Here is a 12894-nt window from a genome sequence, read left to right as displayed (position 1 = left end):
AGATCCCGAACGAGGAGGAACCATGCAGCACGACCCCCGTGCGAACACGCAGGTCACCGAGGTGGCCCTGCCCGCAGAACTGACGGAGCCGCTGCCCGACGACGCGAGCACCGCGACGATCATCGCGCGCACCGCGGCGGAGACAGCGCTCGGCGTGCCCGGTGTGCACCACCTCGGCGGGATCGCGGCCCGGGCCGCCGATCAGCTGCGGAAGCAGCTCGGCCGCTCGGCGGGCACCGCCGGCGTGCAGGTCGACGAGCAGGACGGCGCCCTCGAGGTGCAGGTCGCGGTCGTCGTCAGCTACCCGCACCCGGTGCTGGACGTCGCCGCCGAGGTCCGGCAGCAGGTCACCGCAGCGACGCGGCAGCTGTCCGACCTCCGCACCACCGTCGACGTCCGCGTCCTCGACGTGCACGGCCCGTTCGACGACGAGCAGTCCCCGCTCGGCCGCGTCGCCGAGCAGGCGACCGATGTGGTCGAGCAGGCGGCGGAGGCCACCGGCGAGGCCGTCAAGCTTGCCGCCGATGCCACGGCCGACACGACGAAGCGTGCCGTCGACGCCACCGTCGAGACGGGCGAGCGTGTGCGCGACTCCGCCTCGGAGTCGCTCGCCCTGGCATCGGAGCAGGCCGCCGACGCGGCATCGTCCGCGAAGGACGCCGCCGAGCAGGCCCGGGACGTCGTCGTCGGCGCTGCCGGCAGGACCCGTGACCGGGCCGCCGACGCTGCAGGTGCCGCGGCCGACGCGGCCGACGACGCCGCCGTCGCTGCGGATGCGGCACTGGACGCCGCCACGGCTCCGCGGCACCGGGACCAGCCGTGACCACCGCGTGGTCCGGGGGGCGCCGGACCCGTGTCCGGCGCCCCCGACCGCGCGGCGTCTGGATCGCCGGCGGCATCGGTGTCGTCCTGGTGCTCGCCATCGCGATCGGCGGCTTCCTGCCCCTGGTCGGGTTCCTCGGCGGGGTCACCGCCACCACCGCGGGCCTCGTGCCGTTCCCGTTCGTCCGCGTCACCCTGATCGCCCTGCTCGGTGGGGTCGTGGTGCTCGCCCTGCTCGTGCTCGCCCTGACCCGCCGGCACACCGCCGCCGCGACGACGGCCGTCGTGCTCGCCGTCCTGGTGAGCGTGGCAGTCACCCTGGTCCCCGTCGTCCTGGTCGCCGTCGGATCCGCCGACCGTGCGGGCGACGTCTGGCCGATCGTCACCGAGCTCTGGACCCGCTTCACCGGCTGACGTCGTACGCACGGTCCCGGCCTGGAGGCCCGCCCCAGCCGACCACGTCGGCCCACGCGGGTGGTCCTCCGGTCCACTGCCCGTCCGCTAGCCTCGCGACGTGAAGCGTCTCTCCCCCGGCCAGCGCTGGGTCATCGGTCTCGGCGCGTTCGCGCTCGTCTGTCTCGTCGTCGGCGTCATCGGGCTGGTGGTCGGGGTCACGAACCGGTACGAATGCCTGTCCGGATCCGAGGTCTGGCCGCAGTCCAGCTGTCTCCGGCACGAATCCGGGATCTTCTGGGGCAGCGCCCTCGGCATCATCGGCCTGCTGCACCTCGGCCTGACGGGCCTGGCCGGTGCGCTCGTCTGGACCTCGACCCCGGCGATCGCTCGGCGTCCCGTGAAGCGTCCGACGCCGCGCCCCGGTGAGACGCACCGGGTGTTCTCGTACGGCACGCTCCAGCAGCCCCTCGTGCAGGAGTCACTGTTCGGCGACCACGTCCCCACCACCCCGGACTCCCTGCCCGGCTGGCGGCTCGACTGGGTGACGATCACCGACCCGGACGTCATCCGGACGAGCGGGTCCGACCGACACCCGATCCTGCGCCGCGGCACGAAGGACGACGTCGTCGAGGGTGTGGCCCTGACGCTCGGGTACGAGTGGCAACTCCGCGCGGTGGATGACTACGAGGTCGCCGACTACCAGCGCATCCGGGTCACGCTGGCATCGGGCTGGACGGCCTGGGTCTACGTGGCCGCCGACGAGGCCTGAGCCGCCGCCAGACGCTCGAGCCCCTCGTCGATCGACACCGACGGGGTCCACCGCAGGTCGCGCCGGGTCCGCCGCTGGTCGAACCAGTGCGCCGTCGAGAGCTGTTCGGCCAGGAACCGGGTCATCGGTGGCTCGTCCTCGCCCGGTCGGACGCGCCAGACGGCCTCGACCGCGGAACCGGCGACCCGGGCGACCGCTGCGGGTACGTGCCACTGCGGCGGTCGGACGCCCGACGCCGTGCAGATGCCGGCGAGCAGGTCGGCGACCGGGCGGGGCTCACCGTTCGTGACGACGTAGGCGTTGCCGTGCACGCCGTCGTCCTTGACGTGTTCGAGCGCCGCGACCATGGCCGTCGCGGCGTTGTCGACGTAGAGCGTGTCGATGAGCGCGGCACCGGAGTCGAGCAGCGGGAGCCGTCCGGCCCGAGCACGCTCGACGATCCGTCCGACGAGCTGCGTGTCACCCGGACCCCACACCAGGTGCGGCCGGACCGCCACGACGGCGAAGTCCGGGGCGTCGGCGTCGAGTGCCAGGAGCTCCGCCGCGGCCTTGGTGCGGGCGTAGTCGCCACGCGCACGGGACGGTTCGGCCGCACCGGCATCGGCGCCGACGAGCGACGAGCCGGTGTGCGCGACCGACGGTGACGACACGAAGACGAAGCGCCCGACCCCGGCTGCACGGGCGGCCTGCAGCAGCGAGCGCGTGCCCTCGATGTTGACCCGGGCGAAGTCGGCCGGGTCCCCGGCGAGCGACACCTTCGCGGCCAGGTGCACGATGGCGTCGACCCCGTCGACCGCTCGGGCGATCGCGGCGTCGTCGGTCATCGTCCCGGCGACGTCCTGGACGCCCGGCACCCCGGAGGGACGGCGCTGGAAGGTCCGGACCTCGTGCCCGGCGTCCCGCACGGCTGCGGCCGCGGCCTGCCCGAGGAACCCGCTGGCCCCGGTGACCAGGACCCTCACGGGCGCGCCATCCGGCCGCCGGACAACACCGAGCCGGCCCAGCGGGACAGCCGGGTGCGGTCGACCTTGGAGTTGTGCCGGATGTCGGTCGGCAGCACGGGCACGACGAGCACCGCGGCGACCGGCACCCCGGCGGCGGCACGGACCGCCGCGGCGAGCTGCGGTGACGCAAGCCCCGGCCGGCGCACAGCGGGGTCCGTCTCGACGACGGCCACCAGCTGCTGCGTGCCGACCGGACCGATGCCCGCGACACCGGCGCGTCCGACACCGTCGACGCCCTCGATGCGCTGCTCCGGCCCCACCGGCGTGACGACCCCGTCCGGGGTGGTGAGCACGTGCTGCAGTCGCCCTTCGACCCAGACCCGTCCGTCGGCGTCGAGGTGCCCGACGTCGCCGGTGCGGTGTCCGCGCGGGTCGTCGACTCCGAGGCGCGAGTCCCGGTCGGTGCGCCAGAGCCGGTCGTAGTGGTCGCGCACGTGGGGCGCCGCGACGACGATCTCGCCGGTGACCCCGGGCTCGTCCGTCAGGGCTCCGGTCGAGCGCCCGGAACCGTCGAGCGGCGCGATGCGGACGCGGACGTTCGCTGCCGGCACCCCGACGCAGATCCCCTCGTCATCGGACCGGCCGGCGGCACGGACCCCGTTCAGGTCGACGTCGGTCATGAGCAGCCCCTCGGTCATGCCGTAGGGGGTGTGCGCGCTGGCGTTCGGCATCAGCTCGGTCGCCGCGGTGAGCAGCGCAGCCGAGACGGGAGCCCCGGCCGACAGGAACAGCCGCACGCCCTGCAGTGCCTGGCGGTCGGCTTCGGTGAGCTCCGACGAGGTCGCGACGACGTTCGCCAGTGCTGCCGGCGACAGGAACACCACGGTGGCGTCAGCCGCGGCGACCGAGGCCGCGACCGCCTTCGCCGTCAGGGTCCGGGGCGCGGTGACGTCCATGTCGGGTGCGACCGACCGTGCCCCGAGGGCCGGGCCGAGCAGCGCGAACGGTGCGAAGCCGGCGACGAGCCCGGTGCCGACACCGACGTCGTACTGGGTGGCCAGGGCGTCCCGGACGGCGCTGAGCTGCCCGTGCGTGTACACGACGCCCTTCGCCGGCCCGGTCGATCCCGAGGTGAAGAGCACGGCAGCGGGTGCGTCCGACGACGGGGCCGCCGGCAGCGCGGTGCCGTGGGCGAGACGGCGGGCACCACGTCGGGCGACGTCGACGAGCGTGTGCTCCACCCGCAGCGCCTTCCGTGCCGGCGCGGGCAGCGAGACCGTCGCGATGCGTCGCCCCGGCCAGCCGAGGGCACGCGCGGCACCGAGCCCGGGCAGCGCGCCGATGATCCAGTCCGGTCGGGCTCCGCGGACGGCCCGGGTCAGGCCGCCGAGTCCGAGTCCGGCGTCCGCGACGACGACGACCGCCCCGATCCGCACGCAGGCGTACAGGACGGCGGTCAGGTCGGCACCGGGGGTCACCAGGAGCGAGACACGGTCGCCGCTGCGGACGCCCAGGTCGTCGAGTCCTGCGGCGATCTCGTCGACCCGCCGGGCGAGCAGCCGCCACGTGATCGTGCGGGGGCCACCGGCGGCGGCCATCTCGACCAGCGCGGGTTCGTCGCGCTCGCGCAGTTCGTCGAGCCGCGCCCAGAGCGGCGGAGTCGCCTGTGCGGGCTGGCCCGGGTCCACGACGTCGGACTGGAGGCCCGTGGGGGCCTGAGCAGCACGGCCTCCGTCCGGCAGGCGGTCACCGAGCCAGTCGAACACCGCGCCCGCCACGTCGGCGTCATCAGGCAGCAGGTGCCCGGCGCCCTCGAACCGGTGGACGTCGGCGTGCGGCACGCGTTCGGTCAGGTCGTCCAGGTAGCGCTCGAGGAACACCGGGTCGCGCGGCCCCCAGAGCAGGAGCACCGGCACGTCGAGCGCGGCGACCCCGGCGGCGATGCGGTCGAGTTCGGGTGCGCTCCGGTGCCGGGCGTCGACGGGGATGTCGGCGACGAAGCCGCCGATTCCCCCGCGTCGGGCAGCACCGCGGTAGGGCGCCCGGTAGCTGTCGGCCACGGCCCGCTCGAGCTTCGGGTGCGCGATGGCCAGGGTGGTCTCGAGGAACGCCGGGGTCACGACCGTCGCGCGGCCGAGCATCCCCGGCCCGAGCGCCAGCCGCAGCGGTGCGGGGATCGGCACGTCGTCGGGCTGGTGCACGGCGGTGTTGCACGTCATCGCGGCGGCCAGGACGTCCGGGTGGTCGACCGCCCAACCGAGCGACACCACACCGCCCCAGTCGTGGCCGAGGGTGACGACCGGTCCGGTCAGCCCGAGTTCGTCGGTCAGGGCACCGAGGTCCGCGACGCGCTGCGCCAGTCCGCGCTCGACGCCGGTGCGCTCCGAGAAGCCCATGTCGAGCTGGTCGACGGCGACCACGCGCCAGGCCGGGCCGCCGGCCCGGGCGACCTCGAGCGAGGTGCGGAGCACCGACCGCCACAGGTACGACCACGTCGGGTTGCCGTGCACGCAGAGGATCGTGCCGACCGGTTCCACGCCGAGCGCGGCCAGGGAGCCGGCCGTGTCGAGGAGGTGCCAGGTGCGCGCGGCGCGATCCGTTCCTCCTGGACGACTCTCGGACCGTTCCGGGACCGTGACCAGACGCGACCAGGCCGGGTCGAGGCCGGGCAGGGAGGGCGGCTGCGTCGCCGGAGCCGTGCTCGCGGCGACGCGGGGCAGCCGGGACCTCACCAGTGGAGTTCCATCATCGCCGTGTTGATGCCGGAGCCGACGCCGCCCAGGAACACACGGTCACCGCGACGGATCCCACCGGAGGCGACCTCGTCGGCCAGGGTGATCGGGATCGACGCAGGGCCGACGTTGCCGAAGCGCTGGTACGTGGTGGGCACCTTGTCGCGCGGGATGCCGATCGCCTCGACGAAGGCGTTCGTGTGGACGTCGGAGACCTGGTGCAGCACGTAGCGGTCCATGTCGGCCCAGTCGAAGTGTGCGCGGGCCTCGGTCCAGGCGGCGACGACGAGTTCCATGCCGCCCTTGAGCAGCATCTTCGCGTCCGTGAACATGCCGTCGACGCTGCCGACGCACAGGTCGTACCACTGGGTCGCCGCGCGGGTGACGCCGCCGACGATCCGGTGTCCTTCGGGGTGCAGGTCCGCCGGGCCGAGCACGGCCGCCGCAGCACCGGACCCGAGAGTCAGGCTGGCGAACTCACTCATGAAGTCCTTGCGGTTCCGGCCGCCCTGGTTCAGGCGGTCGATGGTGTTGAGCTGCACCTGGTCGGCGTCCTCGCCGTCGACGACGAGCGCGTACTTGATCTGCCCGGAGTCGATCATGCCCGCGGCGACGCTCATGGCGTTGACGAACCCCAGGCAGGCGTTCGCGATGTCGAAGTTGATCGCGGACGACGGCAGCCCGAGGCCGTGGTGCAGGCGGACGGCCACCGACGGCTCGAGGTGCGGGCGCGTCACCGAGGTGTTGATGAGCAGCCCGATCTCGTCCGGACGGACACCGGCCTCGGCCATGGCGCGGTGGCCGGCGTCGATCGCGGCGTCCTGGAAGGTCTGGTCCTCGCCCCAGTTGCGACGTTCGATGACCCCGGCGACGCGCTCGAGCAGCCCCATCGGCAGACGGAGTCGACGGAGGACTCCGCGCAGGCGGGCCTCGATGTCGGCCGAGGTCGTCACACGCTCCGCAGTGGTCGTCGCAACCGACAGCAGCGAGACGTTCCGGTGCTTCGCCGTGGCGTTGCCGGGCTGCTCCGGTTCACTGCTCGATGCCTGGTCGACCGGCCGTTCCGTCATGATCGTCACCGACACATACTTCCGCATTCGTGCTGAGTGCGCGATCCGGATGCGCTGGGCGGCCCGTTTCAGACGTCCTTCGGCAGCTTCCGAACCTTCGCACGACGCTTGCGGCGCTCCGGGATCATCGAGCGCATCTCCTCGAGCTTGCCGAAGCAGAGCAGGCGGTCGCCGGGCTCGAGGGCGACGCCACTGCGCGGGTTCGGGATGACGTTCGAGCCGCGGTGCAGGGTGAGGACCGTGATGTCGCGGTCCCAGAGCCCGGACTCCTTGATCGTCTTGCCCACCAGGTCGGCGTTGGTGTGCACGAGGAGCTCGGCGACCCCGTAGCCGGTCGAGACGGAGAGCCGCTGGCGGACGTCGATCTCGGGGAACGCGACCTGGTTCGCGATGAAGTCGACGATCGCACCGGCGATGTCGAGGCCGGTGGCACGCTCGACGCCCTCGAGCCCTGGTGAGGAGTTGACCTCCATCACGAGGGGCCCGTCGTTGCCCTCGAGCATGTCGACGCCGGCGACCTTGAGACCCATGATCTGCGCCGAGCGCACGGCCACGGCCTCGTACTCGGGCGAGAGCGTGACCTTCTCGACGGTGCCGCCGCGGTGCACGTTCGAGCGGAACTCGTCACCCGACGCGGTCCGGCGCATCGCCGCCACGACCCGGTCACCGACGACGAGGGCCCGGATGTCACGACCCCGGCTCTCCGCGATGAACCGCTGGATCAGGACGTTCTGCTTGGTGGAGTGCAGGGTCTCGACGATCGACTCGGCCACCTTCGCTTCGGGTGCCAGGATCACACCGATACCCTGCGTGCCCTCGAGGAGCTTGATGACGACGGGCGCGCCACCGACCCGTTCGATCGCCCCGCGCACGTCGTTGCGGCCGGCCACGAAGGTCGTCGCCGGCATGCCGATGTCGTGCCGCGACAGGATCTGGTTCGCCCGGAGCTTGTCCCGCGAGTTCGTGATGCCGTTCGCCGTGTTCGGCGTGTAGACGTCCATCTGCTCGAACTGGCGCACGACGGCGGTGCCGTAGTACGTGATCGAGTTGCCGATGCGCGGCAGCACGGCGTCGTAGTCGCTCAGCAGCTTGCCGCGGTAGAGCAGGTCCGGGTCGTCGCCGGACAGGTCGATCGCGAAGCGCAGGGTGTTGAGCACCTTGACCTCGTGACCGCGGTCGAGTGCCGCTGCGCGGAGGCGCTGGGTCGAGTACGCCTGGGGCGCGCGCGACAGGATGGCGAGTTTCATCGAGGGGTTCTCCGCTGGGTCGGATCGACGGCGACACCCCATCAAAGCATGCGGACGTGGCCGCGGAGCATGCGACAGGATGGGCACATGGCCCGAGCTCCGAAGTCCTCCGACAGCGGGCTCGTCGTCGCCGGGTGGCGGGAGTGGGCGGGGCTGCCGGACCTCGGCGTGCCGTGGATCAAGGTGAAGCTCGACACCGGTGCCCGGAGCTCCGCGCTGCACGCGTTCGACCTCGAGGAACTGGCCGGCGAGCGGGTTCGGTTCTCGCTCCACCCCTGGCAGGACACCGATGCCGACGCCACCACCATCGAGTGCGACGTGCACGACCGCCGCATCGTCCGCAGCTCGACCGGGCACACCCAGGAGCGCATCGTCGTCCGCACGCCGATCGCGTTGGCCGGGCAGGTCGTCGACTCCGAGGTCACCTTGAGCAACCGGGACCAGATGGGATTCCGGATGCTCGTCGGACGCGAGGCGCTCCGGCAGGGCTTCCTCGTCGATCCTGCGCGGTCCTTCCTGGCCGGGCGGGCTCCGAAGGAGATCCGGCGCCGCAACCGCGGTCGCGCCTGAGCGCTCCTGGTCACGCGACATCGGCCGGGGGCGATCGGTCGACGGCCTGGAGGCGCGGTGCGGGGCCGCCACGGGCCTCCCGTCCGCCTCGACGCGCGTCCCGGGCGCGGGTCGGGTCAGGCCCGGGGCACCGTTCCGTCTGGGGTGGTGTGTTCCCGGATGAGGGACGCGGCGACGGTCCGTGCCGTCGTCGTGTCGAGCGCGGGGTCGCGCAACCGCATCGCGAGGGAGCCGGAGACGATGAGGAGCAGCTGGTCGGCGAGGGCGTCGGCACGGGGACCGACCACCGGCACCGCCTGTGCGAGGAGCCGCCGTCGCAACGTGGTGGTCTCGAGGTCCAGGACCTGTCGGACCTCGGCGGGGGCGTCGGCGTACTCGGCGGCGGTGCCGAGGAAGGCGCACCAGCGGGAGCCCGTGGGCGTCGAGCGGTAGTCGTCGAGGGCGTCGAACACCGCCAGGAGTCGGCCCAGGTCGTCCCGTTCGGCGGCGACCGCACGGTCCCAGGTGGCGATCCAGTCCTCGTGGCGACGGGTGAGGGCCGCTGCGACGAGCGACTCCTTGCTCGCGTAACCGCGGTACAGGGTGGCCGTCGAGACCCCGGCCCGTTCGAGGACGGCGTCGATCGGCGTGGCGGCGATGCCCTGCGAGAAGAAGAGCTCCTCGGCGGCGTCGAGCAGCCGTTGCTCGGTCCCTGGGCGCATCACCATGAGAGCACCCTAGGCTCTGGAAAGTGAAACGATCGTTTTCGTTACGACATCGACTGCTCCTGGTGAGCGGACTCGGCCTGATCGGCGCCACCTACGGCCTGGTGCGCCTGGCGTACGGGCTGTTCCTGCCCGACGTGCAGCGCGACCTGGGGCTGCGGTCCGATGCCGCCGGGTGGGTCTCATCGGGTGCCTCGGCGCTGTACTGCGTCGGTGCGGTGGCCGGGTTCCTGCTCGCCGCACGGATGCCCCGGGTGCTCGTCGCGGTCGCCACCCTGGTGGCGGGAGTCGGTGCGATCGCCATGGCGACGGCCGGCGGCTCGCTGGCGTTCGGCGTCAGCGCCGTGCTCGCGTCGGCGGGTGCCGGACTCGCGTCCCCCGCCCTCGTCCGGATCGTCGCCGAGCAGGTGCCGTCGGCGCTGCTCGGTCGAGCGCAGGCGATCGTCAACGCCGGCACCGGCCCCGGGCTCGTGGGCGCCGGGGTGCTCGCACTCGTGCTGCTGCCCGACTGGCGGACGGCCTGGGCGGTGTCCGGGGTGTTCGCCCTGGCCGTCGGAGCCCTGCTGCTCGTGGTGTCCCGCGGTGGGGCTGCTGCATCCCGGTCACCGCTGCCCGGTGCTCAGTGGTTCACGGCACACCGTGGGGTCTTCGTGCTGGCGCTGCTGTTCGGGGCGGGGTCCGCCGTCGTCTGGACCTACGGTCGTTCGGCGCTGGTGGACGCCGGCGCGTCGGTCGTGGTCTCGGTGTCCGCCTGGATCGCGCTCGGGATCGGCGGAGCCGCCGTCGTGGTCACCGCGCGCTGGACGAACGGGTTGCGCGCCCGGACACTCTGGGCGGTCACGGCGGGCTCGGTCGCCGTCGCCGTCGTCGTGCTGGGGGCAGCGCCGCAGTCGACGGTCGCGGCACTGCTGGCCTGTGCCGTGTTCGGCTGGGGCTACACGGCGGCGACCGGGGCGCTGATCACGTGGACGACCGAGATCGATGCCGAGCGGTCGTCGGCGGGTACGTCGATGCTCTTCGTGGCACTCGTGCTCGGGCAGGCCGTCGGCGCTGCGGGTGCCGGAGCGCTCGTCGGTGCGATCGGCTTCGTCGCGACGTTCGTGGTCGGGGCAGGCGTGACCGCGGCGAGCGCCGTGCCCGCGGTGGTCCGTCGGCCGGGTGGCGTCCGTGCCGTCAGAGCAGCGGGCGGAGCTCGATCTTCCGGTTGCACGCCTGCGACGCCTGGTGCGCCACCCGGGCCGCCGTCTCGGCGTCCGGGAGGTCCATGACCCAGAACCCGGCGACGTACTCGTCGGTGTTCGTCGCGGGTCCGGTCGTCGCAGGCCCGGTCCTCGTGTCGGACGCGTCCCCGCGGGCGTCGACCACGGTGGCGTCAGCGGGTGCGGAGACCCCGGCGGCGAACACGATCGCGTCGGCCATCCGTTCGTTGAAGGCGTCGACCGCGGCGGCTTCGGCGTCGGTCGCGGAGTACGTGTTGCCGACGGCGGCGGCCTGGCCGTCGTCGATGACGTTGACGAGGAACTGCATGGCGTCTCCCCTGCTCGTTGGCGGGAGGCTACTCCTGACCGGGGGCACCCAGTAGCGTTTCCTGCATGGGGACGACGGCGGAGTGGTCGCGACTGCCGGTGGGACGGCACGAGTACCGGCAGGACACGGTGCTCGCGGTGGTGCTGGCCGGTGGGCTCGCCGTCACGACGTTCTTGTACGGGTCGGCCGGTACGTACGGTGACGACCAGGCCGAGTGGTGGGTCTCCGCGCTGATGATCGTCGCGAACGCTGCCCCGATCGCGTTCCGCCGACGGTTCCCGATGTCGGTGGCCCTGGTGTCGGCGGTGGCGTTCGCCGCGACGCAGCTGCTCCAGGTGCCCGAGGTCTTCCTCGTCAACTTCACGCTCTTCATCGCGCTGTACACGGTGGGTGCGTGGTGCTCCGACCGGGTGCGGGCCGAAGCGGTGCGCTGGGTCGTCATCGGCGGCATGTTCGCCTGGCTGTTCGTCGCGATCTCGTTCGGGTGGGCGTCCCCGAACGCCCTGCCGAACGACACGGACTCCCCCGTGGCGCCCTACGTCGCGATCTCGCTGCTCAACATCGTCATCAACGTGATCTACTTCGGCGCCGCCTGGTACGCCGGCAACCGGGCCTGGGCCTCCGCGGTCGCACGACACGAGCTCGCCGAACGCACCGCCGAACTCGCCGCCGAGCGGGAGCGGTCCGCGGCACAGGCCGTCACGATCGAGCGGGTGCGGATCGCCCGCGAGCTGCACGACGTGGTCGCCCACCACGTCTCGCTGATGGGCGTGCAGGCGGGTGCTGCACGGCGCGTGATCGACCGCGACCCCGCGCAGGCGTCGGCATCACTCGGGGTGGTCGAGGAGAGCGCCCGCACCGCGGTGGAGGAACTCCGGCGGATGCTCGGCACCCTGCGCTCTGACGACGACGCGGACGGCCTCGGGACGGCCGGTGGCGACGGCCCGAGCACCGAGGGCATCACGCGGATCGCCGAACTGACCGAGTCCGCCCGGGTGGCGGGCCACCCCGCCGAGTACGTCGTCGTGGGTGACGAGCGACCGGTGCCGCCGACGGTGGCCGCGGTGGCGTACCGGATCGTGCAGGAGGCCGTGACGAACATCCTCAAACACGCCGGCCCCACCGCCCGCGCCGACGTCCGGCTGCGGTACCTGGACGACGGCGTCGAGGTCGAGGTCACGGACAACGGGCTCGGTGCCCGCGCCGCCCGGAGCACCTCCGGCAGCGGCCTCGGACACGTCGGGATGCGGGAACGCGTCGCCGCCGTGGACGGACGGATCGAGATCGGGCCACGAGCCCGAGGAGGCTACCTGGTGCGCGCATGGCTGCCGACGACCTGACCATCGTGCTGGCCGACGACCAGGAGCTCGTCCGCGCCGGGTTCCGGGTCATCCTGGAGTCCGAGCCGGGGTTCCGTGTGGTCGGCGAGGCCGCGGACGGCGCGCGGGCGGTCGAGGCCGTGCAGGAGCTGGGCCCCGACGTGGTGTGCCTCGACGTGCAGATGCCCGGCGTCGACGGGCTCGAGGCGGCACGGCGGATCGCGGCGCTGCCGCACCCGCCGGCGGTGCTCATCCTCACGACGTTCGACAGCGACGACGCGCTGTTCCAGGCGCTCGAGGCGGGGGCGAGCGGGTTCCTGCTGAAGAACGCCTCCCCCGAGCGGCTGATCGACGCGGTCCGGACCGTCGCCGCCGGGGACGCCCTGCTCGCGCCGGACGTCACACGCCGGGTGATCAGCCGGGCGACGGCGGCGATTGCGGCCGAGCCCTCGGCGACCACCACGACCGCGACGACTGCGACACCTGCCACGACGGGCGAGGACGCACTCGCCGCCGCCGGACTCACCGAGCGGGAGACCGAGGTGCTGCGGCTGCTCGCCCGAGGGCTGAGCAACGCGGAGATCGCCGCCGAGCTCTACGTCGGGGACGCCACCGTGAAGACCCACGTGTCGAACGTGCTCCAGAAGCTCGCACTGCGCGACCGGATCCAGGCCGTCGTCTGGGCGTTCGAGCACGGCGTCGCCGGCTGACCGAGCCGGGCCGACGCGCCCTCCTCCCCCGCGCGGTGGAGCCGACCACCCACCCGAGTCCCCCCTGGCGGCGGAGGCGGGGCG

General features: G+C 73.1%; 13 protein-coding genes. 7 read left to right on the top strand and 6 right to left on the bottom strand.

All coding sequences use genetic code 11. The annotated features are described in order from the left end of the window. Window positions 1-22 precede the first annotated feature (22 nt). The 3 genes from DEJ17_RS04280 to DEJ17_RS18010 all read left to right on the top strand — a co-directional run bounded on the left by DEJ17_RS04280 (window position 23) and on the right by DEJ17_RS18010 (window position 1987). Window positions 23-823: an Asp23/Gls24 family envelope stress response protein gene (locus DEJ17_RS04280; RefSeq protein WP_110892229.1), complete on the top strand. Its 801-nt coding sequence runs from the start codon at window positions 23-25 to the stop codon at window positions 821-823. Next, the gene (locus DEJ17_RS04275; RefSeq protein ID WP_110892228.1) at window positions 820-1236 is read left to right on the top strand and encodes an MFS transporter permease; all 417 of its coding nucleotides are present in this window, start codon (window positions 820-822) and stop codon (window positions 1234-1236) included. Before DEJ17_RS04280 ends, DEJ17_RS04275 begins: the two co-directional genes overlap by 4 nt. A gap of 100 nt (window positions 1237-1336) precedes the next feature. Next, on the top strand, window positions 1337-1987 hold the full coding sequence (locus tag DEJ17_RS18010; RefSeq protein ID WP_258366648.1) for a gamma-glutamylcyclotransferase family protein: 651 nt from the start codon (window positions 1337-1339) through the stop codon (window positions 1985-1987). On the opposite strand, the gene DEJ17_RS04265 is transcribed toward DEJ17_RS18010, so the two are convergent. From DEJ17_RS04265 to DEJ17_RS04250, 4 genes are all read right to left on the bottom strand, one after another. Further along, the gene (locus DEJ17_RS04265; RefSeq protein WP_110892227.1) at window positions 1963-2949 is read right to left on the bottom strand and encodes an NAD(P)-dependent oxidoreductase; all 987 of its coding nucleotides are present in this window, start codon (window positions 2947-2949) and stop codon (window positions 1963-1965) included. The two genes, DEJ17_RS18010 and DEJ17_RS04265, sit on opposite strands and share 25 nt — an antisense overlap. Next, window positions 2946-5663, bottom strand: coding sequence for an alpha/beta fold hydrolase (locus DEJ17_RS04260; RefSeq protein WP_258366647.1), 2718 nt, complete (start codon window positions 5661-5663; stop codon window positions 2946-2948). The genes DEJ17_RS04265 and DEJ17_RS04260 overlap by 4 nt, the downstream gene beginning before the upstream one ends. After that, the gene (locus DEJ17_RS04255) at window positions 5660-6733 is read right to left on the bottom strand and encodes a 3-oxoacyl-ACP synthase III (protein WP_110892353.1); all 1074 of its coding nucleotides are present in this window, start codon (window positions 6731-6733) and stop codon (window positions 5660-5662) included. Before DEJ17_RS04255 ends, DEJ17_RS04260 begins: the two co-directional genes overlap by 4 nt. A 68-nt stretch (window positions 6734-6801) precedes the next feature. After that, complete coding sequence (locus DEJ17_RS04250) at window positions 6802-7980, bottom strand: RimK family alpha-L-glutamate ligase (RefSeq protein ID WP_110861118.1); 1179 nt, start codon at window positions 7978-7980, stop codon at window positions 6802-6804. An 87-nt stretch (window positions 7981-8067) separates the two neighbouring features. Here DEJ17_RS04250 and DEJ17_RS04245 point away from each other — a divergent pair, with 87 nt between their 5' ends. Continuing rightward, window positions 8068-8550: a RimK/LysX family protein gene (locus DEJ17_RS04245; protein ID WP_110892226.1), complete on the top strand. Its 483-nt coding sequence runs from the start codon at window positions 8068-8070 to the stop codon at window positions 8548-8550. Between the two features lie 116 nt (window positions 8551-8666). On the opposite strand, the gene DEJ17_RS04240 is transcribed toward DEJ17_RS04245, so the two are convergent. Next, complete coding sequence (locus tag DEJ17_RS04240; RefSeq protein WP_110892225.1) at window positions 8667-9257, bottom strand: TetR/AcrR family transcriptional regulator; 591 nt, start codon at window positions 9255-9257, stop codon at window positions 8667-8669. Window positions 9258-9319: 62 nt separating this feature from the next. Between DEJ17_RS04240 and DEJ17_RS04235 the strand changes: the two genes are divergently transcribed. Then, window positions 9320-10522 carry an MFS transporter gene (locus tag DEJ17_RS04235; protein ID WP_220033606.1) on the top strand — a complete coding sequence of 401 codons (1203 nt, stop codon included), beginning with the start codon at window positions 9320-9322 and terminating at the stop codon, window positions 10520-10522. On the opposite strand, the gene DEJ17_RS04230 is transcribed toward DEJ17_RS04235, so the two are convergent. Further along, a complete protein-coding gene (locus DEJ17_RS04230; protein WP_110892223.1) occupies window positions 10428-10781 on the bottom strand; it encodes a YciI family protein in 354 nt (117 codons plus the stop codon). The two genes, DEJ17_RS04235 and DEJ17_RS04230, sit on opposite strands and share 95 nt — an antisense overlap. Before the next feature lie 65 nt (window positions 10782-10846). On the opposite strand from DEJ17_RS04230, the gene DEJ17_RS04225 reads away from it, so the two are divergent. Further along, window positions 10847-12121, top strand: coding sequence for a sensor histidine kinase (locus DEJ17_RS04225; protein ID WP_110892222.1), 1275 nt, complete (start codon window positions 10847-10849; stop codon window positions 12119-12121). Then, window positions 12103-12810, top strand: a complete 708-nt coding sequence (locus DEJ17_RS04220; protein ID WP_110892221.1) for a response regulator transcription factor — start codon at window positions 12103-12105, stop codon at window positions 12808-12810. The genes DEJ17_RS04225 and DEJ17_RS04220 overlap by 19 nt, the downstream gene beginning before the upstream one ends. Window positions 12811-12894 lie beyond the last annotated feature (84 nt).

It is taken from the genome of Curtobacterium sp. MCSS17_011, assembly GCF_003224275.1.
Lineage (GTDB): Bacteria > Actinomycetota > Actinomycetes > Actinomycetales > Microbacteriaceae > Curtobacterium.
The sequence above is the reverse complement of the archived record's forward strand: the minus strand, read 5'-3'. Positions and strand labels throughout refer to the sequence as shown.